This window comes from Streptomyces sp. S063 (assembly GCF_002832675.1).
In the GTDB taxonomy this organism is placed as follows: domain Bacteria; phylum Actinomycetota; class Actinomycetes; order Streptomycetales; family Streptomycetaceae; genus Streptomyces; species Streptomyces sindenensis.
Genome location: NZ_CP021707.1, coordinates 4,989,256 through 5,007,537 on the forward strand (window position 1 = coordinate 4,989,256; position 18,282 = coordinate 5,007,537).

22 protein-coding genes and 1 pseudogene are annotated in these 18,282 nt (G+C 72.9%); 11 read left to right on the forward strand and 12 right to left on the reverse strand.

The genetic code is table 11. The features are described from left to right. Positions 1 to 26 precede the first annotated feature (26 nt). Positions 27 to 281: an acyl carrier protein gene (locus CCZ36_RS23215; RefSeq protein ID WP_069739086.1), complete on the forward strand. Its 255-nt coding sequence runs from the start codon at positions 27 to 29 to the stop codon at positions 279 to 281. Here the strand turns inward: CCZ36_RS23215 and CCZ36_RS23220 are convergent. Continuing rightward, entirely contained in the window at positions 268 to 1,275 is a 1,008-nt protein-coding gene (locus tag CCZ36_RS23220) for an acyltransferase domain-containing protein (RefSeq protein ID WP_335755816.1), read from the reverse strand. The two genes, CCZ36_RS23215 and CCZ36_RS23220, sit on opposite strands and share 14 nt — an antisense overlap. Positions 1,276 to 1,450: 175 nt before the next feature. On the opposite strand from CCZ36_RS23220, the gene CCZ36_RS23225 reads away from it, so the two are divergent. The 7 genes from CCZ36_RS23225 to CCZ36_RS23255 are packed head-to-tail and all read left to right on the forward strand — an operon-like array spanning position 1,451 to position 7,801. Continuing rightward, positions 1,451 to 2,716 (forward strand): beta-ketoacyl-[acyl-carrier-protein] synthase family protein, encoded by a 1,266-nt coding sequence (locus tag CCZ36_RS23225; protein WP_069739084.1) that lies wholly within the window; start codon positions 1,451 to 1,453, stop codon positions 2,714 to 2,716. Then, positions 2,713 to 4,002 carry a ketosynthase chain-length factor gene (locus CCZ36_RS23230; protein ID WP_128818484.1) on the forward strand — a complete coding sequence of 430 codons (1,290 nt, stop codon included), beginning with the start codon at positions 2,713 to 2,715 and terminating at the stop codon, positions 4,000 to 4,002. Before CCZ36_RS23225 ends, CCZ36_RS23230 begins: the two co-directional genes overlap by 4 nt. Positions 4,003 to 4,037: 35 nt before the next feature. Then, positions 4,038 to 4,295: an acyl carrier protein gene (locus tag CCZ36_RS23235; RefSeq protein WP_069739082.1), complete on the forward strand. Its 258-nt coding sequence runs from the start codon at positions 4,038 to 4,040 to the stop codon at positions 4,293 to 4,295. 17 nt (positions 4,296 to 4,312) lie between these two features. Continuing rightward, positions 4,313 to 5,107, forward strand: a complete 795-nt coding sequence (locus tag CCZ36_RS23240) for an SDR family NAD(P)-dependent oxidoreductase (protein ID WP_128818485.1) — start codon at positions 4,313 to 4,315, stop codon at positions 5,105 to 5,107. A 48-nt stretch (positions 5,108 to 5,155) separates the two neighbouring features. Next, positions 5,156 to 6,145 (forward strand): aromatase/cyclase, encoded by a 990-nt coding sequence (locus tag CCZ36_RS23245; RefSeq protein ID WP_234427781.1) that lies wholly within the window; start codon positions 5,156 to 5,158, stop codon positions 6,143 to 6,145. Continuing rightward, positions 6,142 to 7,092, forward strand: coding sequence for an MBL fold metallo-hydrolase (locus CCZ36_RS23250; RefSeq protein ID WP_069739080.1), 951 nt, complete (start codon positions 6,142 to 6,144; stop codon positions 7,090 to 7,092). Before CCZ36_RS23245 ends, CCZ36_RS23250 begins: the two co-directional genes overlap by 4 nt. Beyond that, positions 7,085 to 7,801 carry a 4'-phosphopantetheinyl transferase family protein gene (locus CCZ36_RS23255; protein WP_128818486.1) on the forward strand — a complete coding sequence of 239 codons (717 nt, stop codon included), beginning with the start codon at positions 7,085 to 7,087 and terminating at the stop codon, positions 7,799 to 7,801. Before CCZ36_RS23250 ends, CCZ36_RS23255 begins: the two co-directional genes overlap by 8 nt. On the opposite strand, the gene CCZ36_RS23260 is transcribed toward CCZ36_RS23255, so the two are convergent. After that, complete coding sequence (locus CCZ36_RS23260) at positions 7,744 to 8,892, reverse strand: hydrolase (protein WP_128818487.1); 1,149 nt, start codon at positions 8,890 to 8,892, stop codon at positions 7,744 to 7,746. The genes CCZ36_RS23255 and CCZ36_RS23260 overlap by 58 nt on opposite strands. A gap of 134 nt (positions 8,893 to 9,026) precedes the next feature. Continuing rightward, on the reverse strand, positions 9,027 to 9,611 hold the full coding sequence (locus tag CCZ36_RS23265) for a TetR/AcrR family transcriptional regulator (protein WP_128818488.1): 585 nt from the start codon (positions 9,609 to 9,611) through the stop codon (positions 9,027 to 9,029). On the opposite strand from CCZ36_RS23265, the gene CCZ36_RS23270 reads away from it, so the two are divergent. Continuing rightward, positions 9,610 to 10,278, forward strand: coding sequence for a nitroreductase family deazaflavin-dependent oxidoreductase (locus CCZ36_RS23270; protein WP_128818489.1), 669 nt, complete (start codon positions 9,610 to 9,612; stop codon positions 10,276 to 10,278). The genes CCZ36_RS23265 and CCZ36_RS23270 overlap by 2 nt on opposite strands. A 3-nt stretch (positions 10,279 to 10,281) precedes the next feature. Continuing rightward, positions 10,282 to 11,349, forward strand: a complete 1,068-nt coding sequence (locus tag CCZ36_RS23275) for an aldo/keto reductase (RefSeq protein WP_069738287.1) — start codon at positions 10,282 to 10,284, stop codon at positions 11,347 to 11,349. Positions 11,350 to 11,457: 108 nt separating this feature from the next. On the opposite strand, the gene CCZ36_RS23280 is transcribed toward CCZ36_RS23275, so the two are convergent. The 5 genes from CCZ36_RS23280 to CCZ36_RS36995 form a co-directional block, all read right to left on the reverse strand. Then, complete coding sequence (locus CCZ36_RS23280; RefSeq protein WP_234427780.1) at positions 11,458 to 11,916, reverse strand: PPOX class F420-dependent oxidoreductase; 459 nt, start codon at positions 11,914 to 11,916, stop codon at positions 11,458 to 11,460. A gap of 5 nt (positions 11,917 to 11,921) precedes the next feature. Next, a complete protein-coding gene (locus CCZ36_RS23285; RefSeq protein ID WP_069738288.1) occupies positions 11,922 to 12,335 on the reverse strand; it encodes a lipocalin-like domain-containing protein in 414 nt (137 codons plus the stop codon). Further along, entirely contained in the window at positions 12,332 to 13,411 is a 1,080-nt protein-coding gene (locus CCZ36_RS23290; protein WP_079134227.1) for a DUF6081 family protein, read from the reverse strand. Before CCZ36_RS23290 ends, CCZ36_RS23285 begins: the two co-directional genes overlap by 4 nt. A gap of 80 nt (positions 13,412 to 13,491) precedes the next feature. Beyond that, the gene (locus CCZ36_RS23295) at positions 13,492 to 14,169 is read right to left on the reverse strand and encodes an HAD family hydrolase (RefSeq protein ID WP_069738289.1); all 678 of its coding nucleotides are present in this window, start codon (positions 14,167 to 14,169) and stop codon (positions 13,492 to 13,494) included. Continuing rightward, positions 14,166 to 15,086, reverse strand: coding sequence for a pseudouridine-5'-phosphate glycosidase (locus CCZ36_RS36995; protein ID WP_443069817.1), 921 nt, complete (start codon positions 15,084 to 15,086; stop codon positions 14,166 to 14,168). The genes CCZ36_RS23295 and CCZ36_RS36995 overlap by 4 nt, the downstream gene beginning before the upstream one ends. Before the next feature lie 458 nt (positions 15,087 to 15,544). Here CCZ36_RS36995 and CCZ36_RS37000 point away from each other — a divergent pair. Further along, positions 15,545 to 16,360, forward strand: a pseudogene (locus CCZ36_RS37000) (DUF6081 family protein). Positions 16,361 to 16,441: 81 nt separating this feature from the next. Here the strand turns inward: CCZ36_RS37000 and CCZ36_RS36310 are convergent. The 4 genes from CCZ36_RS36310 to CCZ36_RS23310 all read right to left on the reverse strand — a co-directional run bounded on the left by CCZ36_RS36310 (position 16,442) and on the right by CCZ36_RS23310 (position 18,139). Continuing rightward, on the reverse strand, positions 16,442 to 16,627 hold the full coding sequence (locus CCZ36_RS36310; protein WP_250645209.1) for a BTAD domain-containing putative transcriptional regulator: 186 nt from the start codon (positions 16,625 to 16,627) through the stop codon (positions 16,442 to 16,444). Between the two features lie 10 nt (positions 16,628 to 16,637). After that, positions 16,638 to 16,988: an AfsR/SARP family transcriptional regulator gene (locus CCZ36_RS36315; protein ID WP_250645210.1), complete on the reverse strand. Its 351-nt coding sequence runs from the start codon at positions 16,986 to 16,988 to the stop codon at positions 16,638 to 16,640. Next, complete coding sequence (locus CCZ36_RS36450) at positions 16,982 to 17,308, reverse strand: AfsR/SARP family transcriptional regulator (RefSeq protein ID WP_335755817.1); 327 nt, start codon at positions 17,306 to 17,308, stop codon at positions 16,982 to 16,984. The genes CCZ36_RS36315 and CCZ36_RS36450 overlap by 7 nt, the downstream gene beginning before the upstream one ends. 258 nt (positions 17,309 to 17,566) lie before the next feature. Further along, the gene (locus tag CCZ36_RS23310; RefSeq protein WP_128818490.1) at positions 17,567 to 18,139 is read right to left on the reverse strand and encodes a DUF1579 family protein; all 573 of its coding nucleotides are present in this window, start codon (positions 18,137 to 18,139) and stop codon (positions 17,567 to 17,569) included. Positions 18,140 to 18,282 lie beyond the last annotated feature (143 nt).

Consider the following 18,282-nt stretch of genomic DNA (forward strand, 5'->3'; position numbering starts at 1 on the left):
TAGCGCCGGTGAGCACGGTGTTCCGCATGGCCGACTTCACCATCACAGAGTTCCGCGACGTCGTCAGCGCCTGCTTCGGCGGCGCGACCGGCGAGGAGATCAAGGACTCCACGCTGGACACCGAATTCACCGACCTGGGGTTCGACTCGCTGACCGTGTACGAGATCGTCCTGCGCATCCAGGACGACTTCGGCGTCAGCATCCCCGACGAGGAGCTCGACGAGCTCAAGACCCCCGCCTCCCTCATCCAGCACGTCCGCGGTCAGCTCACCGCGGCGTGACCCCGGAACCGGCGAGCCGGTCCATCGCCCCGGCGAAGGCCCGCTCGTCCCCGGGGCCACCGCCGTCCCGGCCCCGGGCCAGCAGGGGAACGACCTCGCTGGCGCCCTCCCGTACCGCGGGGTGGCGCCGGGCGGGGGCGCCCAGGCTGCCGTCCGGCGAGCCGTCGAGCAGCAGCAGACCCGGCCGCCGCCCCCAGGTGGCCAGCAGCCGCTCCAGGGCGGGCCAGTAGCGCACCGGGGCGGCCAGCTGACCGCCCCAGAAGTGCGGGTCCCGGGCCTCCCGCGCGGTCAGTGGCGCGCCCGTGCGGGACGAGATCACCGTGATCCCCGCCCGGGGCGCCCGAGGGCCGAAGGCCGCCAGCGCCGCACCGAAGCGGAGGGCGGTGCCCGCCATGGCCGGGCTGTGGAAGGCCTGGTCCGAGCGGAGCGCGCGGACGATCCGGCCGCTCGCCCGCAACCGCTCCGCCGTGTCCGTCAACTCTTCGGCGGGACCCGCCAGCACGGTCTGACGCGGACCGTTGAGCGCGGCGATCGCCACGCCGGGACCGAGCGCCGGCGACAGCTCGTGCGGGCCGCCCGCCACGGCCAGCATGCCGCCGCGCCCCGCATCGTCCCTCAGGACCCGGGACCGGGCCGCCGCGAGCCCCCCGACGTCCGCCGCGTCGAAGACGCCCGCGAGGCAGGCCGCCGCGAGCTCACCCACGCTGTGGCCGAGCAGCAGATCGGGCCCGCCGGCCGCCGCGCTCACCGACCGCCCGAGCGCGTACCCCACCGCCAGCAGCAGCGGCTGTGCGACCGCCGCGTCGTCCATGGCCGGATTCGGGGCCTCCCGCAGCCACGCCGTCCGCAGCGGCGGCCCGTACGCGCCCAGCCGGGCGAAGAACGCGTCCATGGCTCCGGTGAACTCCGCACGCTCGCCGTAGAGTCCGGCGGCCATGCGCTCCCGCTGAGCCCCCTGACCCGGCAGCAACAGCACACGTCGGCGTAGCTCCACGGCGCCTCCCCAGTCCGCCGGCCGGCGTCTCCGGCAGGCGGGCCGAGCCTCGCCCCGCCGTCTCGACGGGGAGTGGACCGGCGGTGGACCCGCCGCCGCGGGGCGCCAGCCGTATTCGAGCGGTGGTCGAGGAGCGGGACCGACAGTCGGAAGCAGCCGAACGAGGGGCAGAACAGTGAACCGAAGTGTCGCAATCACCGGAATCGGCGTCATCGCGCCGGGTGGGGTGGGGAAGAAGGCGTTCTGGGACCTGTTGGTCTCCGGCCGCACCGCCACCCGTACGATCTCCTTCTTCGACCCCTCCCGCTTCCGCTCCCAGGTCGCCGCCGAGGTCGACTTCGATCCACAGCGGTACGGGCTCAGCCCGCGGGAGGCCCGGCGGCTCGACCGCGCGGCACAGTTCGCCGTCGTCAGCGCCCGGGAGTGCCTGGCCGACAGCGGCCTGGAATTCGTGAAGCTCGACCCCCACCGCACCGGTGTCAGCATCGGCAGCGCGGTCGGCGGCACCACCAGCCTGGAGCGCGAGTACCTCGTCCTCAGCGACAGCGGAAAGCTCTGGGAGGTCGACAGCGACTACATCTCGCCGCACCTGTTCGACGCCTTCGTCCCCAGCTCCCTGGCCGCGGAGGTCGCGTGGGCGGTCGGCGCCGAAGGGCCCGCCACGGTGGTCTCCACCGGGTGCACCTCCGGGCTCGACTCGGTGGGGTACGCACGGGACCTCATCGCCGAGGGCACCGCGGACGTCATGATCGCCGGGGGCGCCGACACCCCGATCTCCCCGATCGCCGTCGCCTGCTTCGACGCGATCAAGGCCACCACTCCGCGCAACGACGACCCCGAGCACGCCTCGCGGCCGTTCGACCGCACCCGCAACGGATTCGTTCTGGCCGAAGGCGCCGCGATGTTCGTCCTGGAGGAGCTGGAGCACGCCCGGGCCAGGGGCGCCCACGTCTACGGGCTGATCGGCGGCTACGCGACCCGGTGCAACGCGTACCACATGACCGGACTGCGGCCCGACGGCACCGAGATGGCCGACGCCATCCGGTACTCGCTGGACCAGGCCCGCCTCGCCCCGGACCGGATCGACTACGTCAACGCGCACGGCTCGGGCACCAAGCAGAACGACCGGCACGAGACCGCCGCGTTCAAGGAGACCCTCGGGGACCACGCGTACCGGGTGCCCATCAGCTCCATCAAGTCCATGGTCGGGCACTCGCTGGGGGCCATCGGCTCGATCGAGATCGCCGCCTGCGCGCTCGCCATGGAGAACAGCGCCGTACCGCCCACCGCCAACCTGCACGAGCCCGACCCCGAGTGCGATCTGGACTACGTACCGAACGAGGCCCGCGAACGCTCTGTGGACCACGTCCTCAGCGTCGGCAGCGGCTTCGGCGGGTTCCAGTCCGCCATGGTCATCACCCGAGAGGAGACCGCGCGATGACAGCGACGGTCCAGGCGCCCGCCCCCGCGACGGCCGGGGAGACCGCCCGGCCCAGAGCCGTCGTCACCGGCATCGGCGTCGCCGCCCCCAACGGCCTCGGCAGGGAAGCCTGGTGGCGGGCGACCCTGCGCGGCGAGAGCGGCATCGGACCGGTCACCGACTTCGACGCCTCCCGCTACCCCTCCCGGCTGGCCGGCTCGATCACCGGGTTCGACGCGGCCGCGCACCTCCCGGGACGGCTGCTGCCGCAGACCGACCGGGTGACCCGTCTCGCCCTGGTCGCCGGAGCCGAAGCGCTGACCGACGCCGGCGCCGACCCGGCCGAACTCACCGGCCGGAAGGGCTACGGCGACTACTCCCTCGGCGTGGTGACCTCCAACGCCACCGGCGGCTTCGGCTTCACCCACCGGGAGATCCGCAAACTGTGGACCGAAGGCCCGCAGAAGGTGAGCGTGTACGAATCGTTCGCCTGGTTCTACGCGGTCAACACCGGGCAGCTCTCCATCCGCCACCAGCTGCGCGGGCCGAGCGGCGTCCTCGTCTCCGAGCAGGCGGGCGGGCTCGACGCCATCGGCCAGTCCCGGCGAACGCTGCGCCAGGGCGTGAAGCTGTCGCTGACCGGCGGCATGGACTCCTCCCTCGACCCCTGGGGGCTGACCTCGCACATCGCGAGCGGACGGCTCTCCCGCTCCGCCGACCCGGCCACCGCCTACCTGCCCTTCGACGCCCGCGCGGCCGGGCACGTGCCCGGCGAGGGCGGCGCGATCCTCGTCCTGGAGGACGCGGCGGCGGCCCGGGCGCGCGGCGCACGGGTCTACGGCGAGATCGCCGGATACGCCGCCACCTTCTCCCCACGGCCCGGATCCGGACGCCCGCCCGGCCTCGAACGGGCCGCGCGCCTCGCCCTCGCCGACAGCGGGCTGACCCCCGCGTCCGTGGACGTGGTCTTCGCCGACGCGGCGGGAACGACCGCCGCCGACGAGGAGGAGGCCACGGCACTGCGCGCGCTCTTCGGACCGTACGGAGTGCCCGTCACCGCCCCCAAGACGCTCACCGGCCGGCTGTACGGCGGAGGAGCCCCGCTCGACGTCGCCGGAGCGCTGCTGGCCCTGCGCGACGGGGTGATACCGCCCACCACCGGCATCGCGAGCCCGGTCGCCGGCCACCGGCTCGACCTGGTGCGCGACACCCCCCGCGAGGCGTCGCCGCGCACCGCGCTGGTGCTGGCCCGCGGCCACGGCGGCTTCAACGCCGCCGTGGTCGTACGCGCCGCCGAAGCTTCCTGACATCCCGTTCGCCACCACACACGAGGAGTTGTCCCATGGCAGTCATCACCCTCCACGACCTGGCAGGTGTGCTCACCGAGTGCGCCGGCGCCGACGAGGACGTCGTCCTGACCCCCGAGAGCCTGGACGTCGCCTTCACGGACCTCGGCTACGACTCGCTCGCCCTGCTGGAGACGGCGGCCGCCGTGCAGCAGCGCTACGGCGTCACCCTCTCCGACGAGGAGGTCACCGGGATCACCACGCCCCGTGAGTTCCTCGACCTGGTCGCCCGGACCGCCGTGCAGGCCGCCTGATGGGAGGGGCCGGGACCATGGAGCAGGAACAGCGCACCACCCGGGGCACCGCCGTCGTCACCGGAGCCACCCGCGGTATCGGACGGTCCGTCGCCGAGTCCCTGGGCGCCCTCGGGCACCCGCTCTATCTCTGCGCCCGCGACGGGGAAGCGCTCGCCCAGACCGTCAAGGAGCTCCGGGAACGCGGGCTCACCGTCGACGGGCGGTCCTGCGACGTCACATCGGCCGACGCCGTACGCGAGTTCGTGGGCGCCGCGGTCGAGCGGTTCGGACCGGTGGAGATCCTGGTCAACAACGCCGGACGCAGCGGGGGCGGCGTCACCGCCGAGGTCCCCGACGAACTCTGGTACGACGTCATCGACACCAACCTCAACAGCGTCTTCCTGGTCACCAAACAGGTGCTGACGACCGGCCGCATGCGGGAACTGAAGCGCGCCAGGATCATCAGCATCGCCTCGACGGGCGGCAAGCAGGGTGTGGTCTTCGGCGCACCCTACTCGGCGTCCAAGCACGGCGTCGTCGGGTTCACCAAGGCGCTGGGCCTGGAACTCGCCAAGAGCGGCATCACGGTCAACGCCGTGTGCCCCGGATACGTCGAGACCCCCATGGCGGGCAACGTGCGCGCGCACTACGCCCGGATCTGGGACACCACCGAGGACGAGGTCCTCGACAGGTTCAACGCCAAGATCCCCCTCGGCCGGTACACCGAACCCGAGGAGGTCGCCGGGATGGTCGCCTACCTCGTCTCGGACGCGGCCGCGGCGGTCACGGCACAGGCGATCAACGTCTGCGGCGGCCTCGGCAACTACTGAGACGCGCCCCCGCCCCCGGCACACACCCGGACTGAGGAGAAGCACCGCGTGGACACCACGACGCAACTGAGGACCGAGGACAGCCCCACCCGCTCGGCCGAGCACGTCACAGAACTGGCCGCACCGGCCGACCGCGCCTACGGGCTGATCGAGGACGTCGGGCGCTGGCCCCTGCTCTTCGCGCCCTGTATCTGGTCCCAGGAGCTGGAGCGCACCGAGGACATCCAGCGCATCAGGCTCTGGGCGGTGGTCGGCCTCCAGGTGCGCAGCTGGACCTCGCGCCGGGTCCTCGACCCGGCGGGCCGGCGCATCGACTTCGCCCAGGAGGATCCGGCGCCCCCGCTGACGTCGATGACCGGGCACTGGACGTTCGAGGACGGCCCGCCCGGCCGGCTGGAGCTCGGCCACCGCTGGAGCACGGTGGGCGAGCCGGGCGCGGCCGACCGGACAGCCGCCGCGCTGGACGCCAACAGCAACGCCGAGATCGCGGCGCTGCGCACCTGGGCGGAACGGTCCGAGGAACCGGACTCGCTGATCCTGTCCTTCAGCGACCACGGGACGGTCGACGCCCCCTCGGCCGACGTCCACGACTTCCTGTACCGCGCCGATCTCTGGCCCCGCCACCTGCCGCACGTCGCCGGGGTGGACCTGGAGACCGTCCCCGCCGACGCCACGACGGGGGGCGCCGAGGTCCAGACGATGGACATGCAGACCTCGGCCGCCGACGGCAGCACCCACTCCACCCAGTCGGTGCGGCTGTGCTTCGGCAAGGAGCGCATCGTCTACAAGCAGACGACACCGCCGCGTGGGCTGCTGGCCCACTCCGGGGAGTGGCTGGTGACCCGGGGCCCCGACGTCACCCGGGTCACCGCCCGGCACACCGTGGCGATCGACCCCGAGGCCGTCGAGGAGGTCTTCGGGGCGGGCACCACCATCGCCCGGGCGAAGGAGCGGGCCCGCGACATCATCGGTGCGAACAGCCGGGCCACCCTGCGCGCGATGAGCGAGCGGCTCGGCTCCACCGGAGGTGGACGGTGACGACCGCCATCCCGGCGGGGGCGCCGCCCGGCCCACCCGGACGGCTGGAGGAGGTGGCCGACGGGACGTACGCCTACATCCAGCCGGAGGGCGGCTGGTGCGTCAGCAACGCCGGAATCCTGCTCGAACCGGGCCGGGGCGGCGGACCGGTCCTCGTGGACACGGCGGCCACCCTGGCCCGGGCCCGCGCGCTGCGCGCGGCCCTGCGCGGACTCACCCCCGACCGGCCCCGGATGATCGTCAACACCCACTTCCACGGGGACCACACCTTCGGGAACGCCGAACTCGCGGGACCCGGAACCGTCGTCGTCGCGCACGAGCGCACGCGTACGGAGATGGCCGCGGCCGGCCTCGGGCTGACCGGCCTGTGGCCGGGCGTCGACTGGGGCGACATCCGTCTGGTCCTCCCGGACGTGACGTACCGCCACCAATTGACCGTGCATCAGGGCGACCGGGTGATCGAGCTGATCCACCCGGGGCCCGCGCACACCACCAACGACACCCTGGTCTGGCTGCCGCGCGAGCGCGTGCTGTTCGCGGGCGACGTCGTCCTGCCCGGCTGTACGCCGTTCGTCCTGATGGGGTCCGTCGCGGGCAGCCTCGACACCCTGCGGCTGCTGCGCGAACTGGATCCGCTGACCGTCGTCGGCGGCCATGGGCCCGTCAGCGGCCCCGAGGCGCTGGCCGACACCGAGGCGTACTTCCACCGGCTCCAGGAGACCGCGGCGAAGGGCCGGGCCGCCGGGCTCACCCCGCTCCAGCTCGCCCGCGAGGCCGGGCCGGGGGAGTTCGCCGGGCTGCTCGACCCCGAGCGGCTGGTGGCCAACCTGCACCGCGCCTACTCCGAACTGGCCGGTGAGCCCCTCGGCCGGGAGCTGGACGTGATCGGGATCTTCGGTGAGATGGTGACGTACAACGGCGGCGTCCTGCCCCGCTCCCATGCCTGAACGGCCGCCCCCACCGGTCTCGCCCGGCCTGTTCGACGGGCTGCTGCCCGACCGGGCGCACGCGGCGGACTGCCTCGGCGACCCGGCCGGGCTCCGCCCCCACCCGATGGAGGCGGCGGAGCCCGGCGCGGCGGCGGTGGTCCGCCGCCGCCGGGAGTTCGCCACCGCCCGCTGGTGCGCCCGCCGGGCACTCGCCGCGGCCGGCGCCCCCGACCCGGTGGGCCCGTTGCGGCGCGGCCGACGGGGCGAGCCGCTGTGGCCGGCCGGCTTCACGGGCAGCATCACGCACAGCGGCGCGTACCGGGCCGCCGTGGCCGCTCCGGCCCGCCCGGGCCACGTGCTCGGCATCGACGCCGAGCGCGCCGTGCCTCTGCGGCCCGCGGTGGCGGCGGCGATCGCGTACGGCGAGGAGCCGGCGCACCTCGCCGCGCTGCCCCCGGTGGCGGGGCTGCCCTGGGAGACGCTGCTGTTCAGCGTCAAGGAGGCGGTCTACAAGGCGTGGAACCCGCTGACGGCCGCTCCGCTGGGCTTCGGCTCGGCCCGGGTCGCGTTCCGGCCCCGTACCCGGCCGGGGCCCGGCCGGGCGGGGAGCACGGGCACCCTGACGGCCGTGCCGGTCGGCGGCCCCGCCCTGCCGGTGCTGACCGGCCGCTACCGCGCCGCCTGCGGGCTGCTGGTCTGCGTGGTCCACAGCTGGCCCTCCGCGTAGGCCAGCGCCGCCGCGTCGAACTGCAGCGCGATGTGCGTCGCCGAGGCGTTGACGTCCCGCCAGAACCGCTGCAACGGCCGGTCCTCGCTGAACCCCGTCGTCCCGCCGTTCGCCACCAGCCGGTTGACGGCCGACGCCAGCATCCGCACGGCCAGAGCCGTGTCCCGCAGATTGCGCCGGACCTCCTGCGGCGTCACCTCCACGCCCAGGTCGGCGACGCGCGCGCACCTCTCCAGCAGCAGCCGGGCGGCGTCCGTCTCCCCGGCCGCGTGGGCGAGCACCCCGGCGAGGGCTTCCCGGCTGGGGCCGGGCGCCTTCGGGTTCAGCACCGCCGAGCGGGCCTTGACCTGCGCGTACGCCGTCCAGCTGGCGAGCGCCCCGTCGGCCGCGCCCAGCAGCGGCGCCGCGAAGGACAGGCCGTTGACGGCTTCGAGCGGCACCGTGTGACAGCCGGCTTCGGCGGCGGCGGGGGTGCCGGTCAGCAGATCGGCGCGGGCGAAGGACCGGTGGCCGGGCACGAACAGGTCCGCGACGACCGCGGTGTGGCTGCCGGTCGCCCGCATCCCGGCACTGTCCCAGGTGTCCACCACGTCCACCGCGGCGCGTGGTACCGCGAAGACCCGGGGCCCGGTCCCGTCGGGCAGCGTGGCGCAGAGCAGCAGCCAGTCCGCGTACGCCACCGCGCTGACATAGGGCCAGCGACCGGACAGCGTGTGGCCGCCGGCGGTGGGAGCGGCCTTGCCGAAGGGGGACAGCGAGCCCGCGACCAGGGCGTCGGGGCCCTGCTCCCAGACCTCGCGCTGTCCGTCGGCGGGCAGATAGGCGGCCATCCGGCCCAGGCTGGCGGCGAGAGAGGCGCACCAGGCGGTGGCGGGGCAGGCCGCGCCCACCCGGGCCACGGCCTCCGTGACCTGGGCGAAGGTGCCCTCGGTACCGCCGTGGGCCCGGGGCACGAAATGGCGGGCGAAACCGGTGTGCAGCAGCAGTTTGGCCGCGTCGGGGTCGAGCGTGCGGGCCTCCTCGGCCCGCTGCGCGGATGCGGCGGCCTGTCGGGCCAGTTCCTCGGTGTCCAGCATCGTCGTGCCTCCCATGGACCGCCTCGTGCGCGGCCTGCGCTCGCGCACCCGTCACCGCCACGCTTCCGCCGGGCGCTGGAAGGCGGCTGGAGACCGGCTCGACAGTCCGTACCGCGCCCTGCCGTACCGCGCGCTGCCGTCCGGGCGGGTCAGCCGTCGCGGTGCGGCAGCAGTCCGAGCAGCAACTGGTCGAGCCCGTCCTTGATCCGCTCCGGGGAGAATCCGCCCGCGCGCACCTGGTGGTCGACCAGGCCGGGCGCGAAGGGGGCGAGCAGGGCGTCCGCCAGATACGCCGCGTCCGCGTCCGGGCGCAACTCGGCCACCAGGGCGCTCGTGTGCGCGTGCTGGAAGGTATACGAGGCGTTGCGGTAGCGCGCGGCGGGCGAGCTCGACTCGGCGAGCAGCAGCAGCTGCCGCTGGTCCACCGAGAGGTCGACGAGGGCGTGGAGGAAGGCGCGGAGCCGCTCCGCCGGGCGCGCGTGCGGGCCCAGCGGCGGAGGGCCGGCCGTGACCCGGGCCCGGAACCGTTCGTCCTGCTCCTCCAGCAGGGCGAAGACCAGTCCCGCGCGGTCGCCGAAGCGCCGGTAGACCGTCCCCACGCCGACGTCGGCGGCCTTCGCCACGTCGTCCAGCGCGAGCCGCTCCACGCCGCCGGCCGCGACCATGCGGGCCGCGGCGGTGAGGATGCGGTGACGGTTGCGCGCCGCGTCGGCGCGTTCGGGAGCTGCGGGCATGGCCGAGAGCTTAGGGGGTGTCGTCAGAACGGAGCCGGAAGCCCGGGCCCCGCCCCGCCCGGGCCCGGGCGTGCACGAGGCCCCGGTTCGGCGGCTCAAGCGGCTCGCGAGGCGGTTCCTTGCGAAGTGGAAGATTCTCCGCTTAGGCTCGGCGCACACTACGCCGAACAGTTCCGCGCATGCCCGACGGAGAGGAAGTCCCCATGACTTCAGTGCAGTTCGACCCCGCGCCCACCGCCCCCGCCGAGGATGCCCGGGCGCGTACAACCTCCAGGTCATCCAGCAGTTCCGGGAGAACGGCGGCAAGGTCGGAGGTCCCTTCGAGGGCGCCGCGCTGATCCTGCTCACCACCCGGGGCGCCAAGTCCGGTCTCGCCCGCACGGTGCCGACGCTCTACTTCCGGCAGGCGGACGGCAGCCTGCTGATCTTCGGCAGCAACGGCGGAGCGGACACCCACCCCGCCTGGTTCCACAACATCAAGGTCAACCCGCAGGTGACCGTCGAGGCCGGTGACGAGACCTACTCCGCCGTCGCCCGGGAGGTGCCGTCCGGCGAGCAGCGCGACCGCCTCTTCGCCGAGGCGTCCGCCGAGGTGCAGGCGTTCGCCGACTACCAGGCCGGGACCGAGCGGGAGATCCCGCTGGTCCTGCTGAGCCGGAGGGACTGACCCGTGCGCTACACGCTGCTCGGCAGGACCGGAGTCCGGATATCGCGGCTGGCGCTGGGCACCATGACGTTCGGCGACGACTGGAAGCTGCCCGGAGCGGTCCACGAGAGGATCCTCGGGCAGTACGCCGACGCCGGCGGCAACTTCATCGACACCGCCGACGAGTACGGCGACGGATCGGCGGAGACGACGCTCGGCAGGCTCCTCGCCGGCCGCCGCGACCGGTTCGTACTGAGCACCAAGTACACGATGCAGCGGAACCCCGACGACCTGAACTCCTCGGGCAACCACCGCAAGAACCTGGTGCGCTCCCTGGAGGCGAGCCTCCGGCGCCTGGGCACCGACCACCTCGACGTGCTCTGGGTGCACGCCCGGGACACCCTCACGCCGGTGCCCGAGGTGATGCGCGCCCTCGACGACCAGGTGCGCGCGGGCAAGGTGCTCTACGTCGGAGTGTCCGACTGGCCGGCCTGGGAGGTGGCGCAGGCCAACACCCTGGCGGAGCTTCGCGACTGGTCGCCGTTCGCCGGACTCCAGATCAGGTACAACCTGCTGGAGCGGACCGTCGAGCGCGAACTCCTCCCGATGGCACGCGCCTTCGACCTTCCGGTGTTCGCCTGGGGGCCGCTGGCCGACGGCCGGCTCACCGGCAAGTACCTCCGCGACGAGGGCGGCAGGCTCGACCACGTGGCCTGGGGCCAGGGCGGCAGGGGGCCGGGTGACGACGTCGTCGAGGAGACCGTACGGGTCGCGGGGGAGGCGGGCCTCAGCCCCGCGCAGGTGGCGCTCGCCTGGCTGCTCTCCCGGCCCGGCAATGTGGTGCCCATCCTCGGCGCCACCAAGGAGGAGCAGCTCGCCGACAGCCTCGCCGCCGTCGGGGCGGTCCTGGAGGACGAGTGGCTCGCGCGCCTGGACGAGGTCAGCCGGGTGGAACCGGGGTTCCCGCACGACTTCCTCCGTTTCCCCGCGATGCGGAACGCGATCTACGGCGACCGCTGGGAGCAGGTCGACGACCTGCGCTCCACCGTGCGCCGCGTCCCGGCCGACGACCAGTACACGACGCAGAGGTAGCCGGGCGGCGGCCCGCACGGCACCGGGCGGAGCACGACACGCACGACACAGGGGCGGCGGAGGGGCTTCAAGCCCCTCCGCCGCCCCTGCCCTGCCGCCGGGGGACGGTCAGGGGTTCTTGACGTTGACGGTCTCCGAGAGATTGACCTTGGCCACGATGTGCTCGGCCTTCACCCGGACGACCACACCGTTCGGGATCGTGAACCGTTCGGAGAACTCCTCCTCGCGGGCCCGCCCGTGGTACCGGCCGCCGATCCGGGCGGTCCAGGTCCGCAGCTCGTCGACGTCCTCGCTGAGCGTCGCCCGGCCCCGTACCAGCACGAAGGAGAAGGGCGGCCGCTCGTCGTCCCACAGCATGGCGATCCGGCCGTCCCGCTGGAGGGAGCGGCCCTTCACGCTGTCCTTCTGGCAGGTGTAGATGATGTCGTCGCCGTCCATGATGACGCCGACCGGGACGACATGCGGGCTGCCGTCCTTGCGGACCACCGAGGCCTTCGCGGTCCTCGGCGGGTCCGCCATGATGAACTCCCGCCACCAGCCCTCGGGGGCGTCCACGTAGTTGGGCACGTCTACTACTCCTTCTCGTTCGGGGTGGGATCGTCTTCGGCCCGCCGCCAGGTCAGGACGCGTTCGGGGGCGCGGCCGCCCACCGGGGTCACGGCCGTGCCCCGGAGCGACAGCGTGGGGCCCTCCAGCGCGACCCGGCGCACCTGCTCGGTGCCCGCCATCCGCGGATGCGCGCTGACGAGGACCGTGTGCGTCATCACGTCACCGGCCAGCCGCCACCGCCCGGAGTACCCCATGTACGTTTCCAGGGCCGGGCCCCGGCCGGTCTTCATCATGCTGACCGCGACATGACCGTCCGCGGTGTAGATCAGCAGCCCCGCCGGTGCGTCGCCCAGGGGACCGGCCACCGTCGAGCCGGCCTCGTCCACCTCGGTGTACGAGGCGAGTCGCCACACGCCGACGACGTCGTCGGGGGTCATCGCACACGCCGGCTGGAGACCAGGTACGGGCCGAGTCGGAACGACGCGCCCTGCCCGAACAGGCGGCCCCCCTCGGTGCTCTCCTCGTCCACGAAGACCTGCTCGGCGGGTGCGCCGACCGAGGGCCGGTAGTACGTCGAGTGAGCCCGTGAGGAGAGCCGGACGAGCCCCTTGCCGGTCGGCCAGGAGGCGTCGAGCAGGGTGAGGAGCCCGAGGCCGGCGTTGAGCTGGCGCGGCTTGATCAGCGTCTCCTCGCCGCCCTCGTCCAGGGTCGCGGTCGAGCGGTCCAGCCGGAATCCGATGCGGTCCACCCGGAAGACCTCGCGGCCGTCGATCAGCCAGCGGACCACACCGGCGGCGCGGTCGTAGGCGATGCCGAAGCGGTGGGTGTCGTCGGGCTCGCGGTCGGCGAGCGGCACCGTGTGGGCGAACGAGGCGTAGTCGCCCAGCTCGCCGCGCATGAAGGTCGGCCGGCCGTACCACGCGTAGATCCGCTTGTTGGTGACCACGAAGTCGAAGGAGACGGAGGTCTCCGGGTCCGTGGTCAGCATCATCGCGGAGGCGAGGCGCAGATCGTCGTCCGGGTCGTCCACGGCGTCACCGAAGGGGTGCCCCGCGGTGCCGTACGTCCGGCCGGAGAGCCGGGTCTCGAAGAGCAGCTCGTAGCCGTCCTCCGCGTCGAAGCCCGGATGCCCGCTGGACGCCGTGTGGCTGGTGTAGGCGATGAACTTGGCGTGGTCGCCCGAGCCCGGCATCCCGATCGGGTTGTCGGCGGGGATGGTCTGGGTGAACGCCGGCTCACCCGTCACCGGGTGGCTTCCCCGGGCCCGTACGGACAGCTGACCCCGGCGGGTGGTGACTACGCCGTCGTCGGCCCGGTACGGGCCCCCGGCCACGTGGAACCAGCGGGCGTCGTCGCCGTCGGCCCGGAAGCCGTCCGCGAAGTCGTCCCAGACCCGGTGGTAGTCCCGGCCGCCCCGTCGGGCGGTCGCCGTTCCGGGCGTCGCCATGACGGTGCCCAGGGCGGCGGCGGCCAGCAGCAGGGCGTGCCGGGAGACGAATGTTCTGCGCGGCATGGGAGCCGCCCCTTTCCTCGTCGGATTCCGTTGCGCGGCCGGACGGTCCGGCCGTTCGGCGCCGGGTACGCCCAGAGGGCTCACCGGTGCCCCTCCCGTACGGCGGCGACCGCCGCGGCGAAGGAGTCCACGACGGTGTCGGCCCCGGCCCGCTTCAGCTCGTCCGGTCCGGAAACCCCGTAGGAAACGCCGATCACCCCCATCCCGGCGGCCCGCCCCATCTCGGCGTCGGGCACACCGTCGCCGATGACGACACACCTCCCGGGGGGCAGGCCGAGCGCCCCGGCGACGTACAGGGCCATGTCCGGATGCGGTTTGCCGCGCGCCACGGTGTCGTCGCCCGCGATGACCCGCAGCCAGGCGTCCAGACCGGTGATCCGCGCGATCGCGTGCGCGGCCTTCTCCACCTTCGAGGTCGCCAGCGCCAGCCCGAACCCGGCCTCGGACAGCGTCCGGAGGCCGTCCAGGACGCCGGGGTACAGCAGCGCGGGCCCGGCCTCCCGCACATGGGCGCCGAACCGCCGCCCGTACTCCTCGGCCGCCGCGGTGACCTTCGGGTCGTCCACCGGAAGGTTCATCAACGTGGCGAGCGAGGCGGGCAGCGGCCGTCCGACCGTGGCCAGGATCGCCTGCCGGGAGACCTCGACATCCGCCGCCGCCAGCACCTCGGCGGTGATGGCGGCGATCGCCGCGGGGGTGTCGGCGAGCGTTCCGTCCAGGTCGAGGACGACTCCGCGTGCCGCCGCGGGGGCGGTCACCGCCCGGCCCGCACGGTGCTCAGGGCCACGGAGAACTCCCCGGCGACCCGGGCCGTGCTCAGCAGCAGCGAGCGGCCGGCCTTCGGCAGCATGCCGCCGGAGGCCTTGGCGAGCGCCTTCATCAGGTACGGGCTGACCGCGTTGCCCGCGATCCCGTCCCGGTCGCACTGGTCGAGGGCGTCGGCGATCGCGGTCTCGACCACGTCCTCGTCCGCCGCGTCCTGCTCGTCGATGGGGTTGGTCAGCAGGACCGTCCCGGGGCCGTTGACCTCCCAGTGCGCCTCGGCGGCACGGGCGGCGGTGTGCAGATCGTCCATCCGCCGTACGGACACGTCGGCCTCACGCACCACGAACGCCGGCAGCCTGTCGGTGCGGTACCCGAACACCGGGATGCCCGCGGTCTCCAGGTACTCGGCGGTCAGCCGGTGGTCGAGGATGCTCTTGCGCCGCCGCAGACCACGGTCATCCGGGTGCGGCGGAACTGGAGCAGGTCGGGGGAGATGTCGAGCGTGTCCTGTCCCCGCCGGTGCACCCCGCCGATACCCGCCGTGGTGAAGACCTGGATACCGGCCCGCTCGGCGATCACGATCGTGCCCGCCACCGTCGTCGCGCCGAGGCCACCGCCCGCCAGCGCGGCGCCGATGTCGCGGGCGGCTGATCTTCGGGATGCCCTTCGTGGCCGAGAACCGCTCGATGAGGGTGTCGGTCAGGCCGACGACCAGCTTCCCGCCGGCGATCCCGATGGTGGCCGGAACCGCCCCCGCGTCCCGTACGGCCTTCTCGATCAGGGACGCGGTCTCGGACGAGGGATCGGTGGTGATGAGCGACGACTCCAGAGCCACCACCGGACGGCGCTCCGCCAGGGCGGTGGCGATCTCCTCGCTGACCTCGAGCAGCGGATCGGTCTGTCGTTCCATGTCCGGAGTCCTTCCACGTGGGCGGGAACTGTCCGGCCACCATCGGGTCCGCCGCTGGAGCGCCGGTCGAGCAGCCGTCGAAGCCACCGCCGCAGCGGTACTCCAGGGAAAATCCGGCGGCCGGGGTCACGGTGTGGGACGGTAACCACGCGGAAAACTGGGGTAGTGTGGCAAGGCGAACGGCACGACGCAAGCTGGCGTACGCACTGGCGGCGGCCGCGGTGACGGCACTGCTGCCGGCCACCGCACAGTCGGCGCCGCAGGCGGGGCACCCCCGCTCCACGGTCCTGTTCCAGGACGGCTTCGTTCCGGGTTCTCCGCCGGCGAGAACGGGAACTGGCTGGTCCTCGGACGCCGAATGGCCGGACGGCGACGCTCATCTCCACCGCGGGCGGTGCTCGATGTGAAGCCGACCGGAGTCAACCCCAGGACCGGTCCACCCCGCCTACGCCCGGAGCGTGGGGCCGGAGGGCAGCGGGACGCGGACGACCACATCAAGTGGATCGCCTTCCCCAACCGTTACACCGCCGACGGCACCCCGGGCTTCGAGTCCCGGCCACCGGTCATCAGCTGCGAGCACCGGTGGCGGCCGGACCTACGGCACCGAGAACCCGTTCGGGCGCACCGTGTCGAACCCCGCGTCCGACATCCGGCTGGCCTCCATAGCGCTGATCACGGCGGACTTCGAGTCCCGGGCGATCGCCGACTTCTCGGTCACCAACGACACCGTGACGCCATCTACGACGGCTGCCGAGCGAGACCGGGACGGGGACTACGCGGCGTACGCTACGCGATCCCGGTCGCCAGGACCGCGCCCGCGAGATGCATGATCTGGAGGTGCCATCGACCAGGGCGGCAAGCGCGTCGGCTGGTACGTGGACGGGGCGCTGAAGCTGCGTACCGACAAGATCGGCACCCGCGTCTTCGACCGCAAGTACATGACGCTGGACCACGGCGGGACCGAGGAGCGGCTGACGCTAAGCAGATCAGCTGCGGGATGGCGCTGGCAGTCTGCTGGACGGTGCGAAGCCGGCGCCGGCCGACGGCACGGCGCTGGTCAGGCTGTAAGGACAGGGAGGACTTCTACTACGGTCCCGGGTCGGCGAGCCCGTCGAGCAGAAGTTCATCGACCCGGAGAGCCGGGTCGAGAACCGGCTCTTCGGCCAGGGCGCCCGGATGCGGCTCGACGCGACCAGGGTCGTCGTCCCGGCCCTGACCGCGTCCGCACCGCACGGCGATGGAGCGGGCCCTCCCGGGCCCGCTCCATCGCCTGATCCGGTGCCGGTCAGCCTGCCCTGAGCAGGAGTTCCGGGCTCGGCCAGGGCGCCCGGCCCTGCGTCGTGATCCGGTGCCGGTCAGCCTGCCCTGAGCAGGAGTTCCGGCGAGGAGGAGGCGTCGGAGAGCCGGCCCTGGCCCTCGTTCAGCACCTCCTGGTGCAGCCGTTGGATACGGCCGGACGGCTCGACGCCCAGTTCGCCGACGAGCGTGGCCCGCAGCTGCTGGTAGACCTCCAGCGCCGCCAGTTGTGCCCCGACCGGCACAGCGCGATCATCAACTGGGCGTGGAAGCTCTCGTGCAGCGGGTGCCGGGCATCCGCAGCTCGCCGATGAGGTCGGCGTGCCGGCCGAGCCGCAGGTCGGCCTCCACCCGTAGTTCGAGCGCCCGGGCCCGGCCCTCCTCGATGCCCAGGATCTCGGTGTCCAGGAGAGGTCCCGTCGGCACGTCGACGAGCGCCGGGCCCTGCCCCAGGCCGAGCGCGCGTCCGAGCAGTTCGGACGCGCGCTCGGCGTCCCCCCGCTCCAGCGCCGTGCTTCCCTCGGCCGTCAGCCGCTGGAAGTCGATGACGTCGCTGCTGAGTACCGGCTCGCTCAGCTGGTATCCGCCGAACCGCGTCGTCAACACGTCCTTGGCCGTGGGCCGGCGGAGTCCGGGCGCGCGGCGCTGATTCTGCGGCGGAGCTGGAGGATGTAGGTCTGGAGCGTCGTCTGTGCGCTGCGAGGTATCCGATCACCCCAGATCTCCTCCATCAGGACCGGCACGGGAACGATCCGTCCCGCCCTCAGCGCGAGAAGAGCCAGGATCTGCCGGGGTTTTCCGGCGCTCGGGACGACTGATGTTCCGTCGAGGCGCACATCGAGCGGTCCCAGTACTTCGATTTCCACAACCAAGCCCCCTGTTCGGAAATGTAATCGGGAGCCTTGCAGAGGAGGCTGAAACTGCACAGTGAATCCGTCATGAAAGTGCCCATGAATTCATCACGCTCGGCCGGTGGATGGTCCGAATCAAGCCAAGTTGAAAATTAACAAATCAGAGACGGCGACGTCATACGGGTGGACGGGTGTGAATTGCGCCACGATCTGGAGAGGGCATGCGTTCGACGTTACGTGCATTCTTCACGGGATGGGCGTGGATGTGACGAAGCCCCGTCCCACCATATGGAACGGGGCTTGCGCTGGTGTCCTGATCGCGTTCCGTCCGGTTCAGTTCCGTCGGCAGTCCACGTGGCTGATGGCCTTCCATTGCCCTCCGGGAAACTTGACGAAAGCGTCGTCGGTGAACCGGTCGGCGTCGACTATGCGGAACTCGTCCTTGCTCGCCAGGTGCCCCGCCGGGGTCACGTAAGGTCCCTTGAAGCGGAGCGTGCCGTTTCTGTTCCAGCCCTCCGATGTCGCGGTTCCGGTATTTCCCCAGGTGTCCCAGTAGAACGAGACAAAGGTGTCGTCGACTGCGTTGCGGCCGAACACCCAGCGCCCCTCGAAGGGAGGGGTGGCGCCGGTCAAGTGCATTTCGTAGAACGCGCCGCCCAGTGTCTCCTCCGTGTTCCAGTCGACGTTCACCGTGACCGGCTCGGCGAGGGTGAAATCGGTGTAAGCGCATCTGAAGTCACCGAGCAGGAAGGCGAGCCCGGGGGCGGGACCGGCTCCCGTTCCTCCGCTTCCGGGGTCGGACTGCAGCCCCTGGGCGGTCGTGGAACCGGAGGCGACGAGTGCGAGCGCGCCGGCGAGGGCCGCGAGCGAGCGGAACCGGGACCGGTGGGCGGGTGCGGTGGTCATGAGGGCACGTCCTCTCTTCCGGGGAAGGCGATGTGCGCTCACTGTCGGCCGTCGTACTGGAGAGGGGTGGCGGGACGGCGGTGGGAGGGTCGTGACCGGACGGAGTGATGCCCCGCCGCGAGCGCTCGCGGCGGGGCATCGGT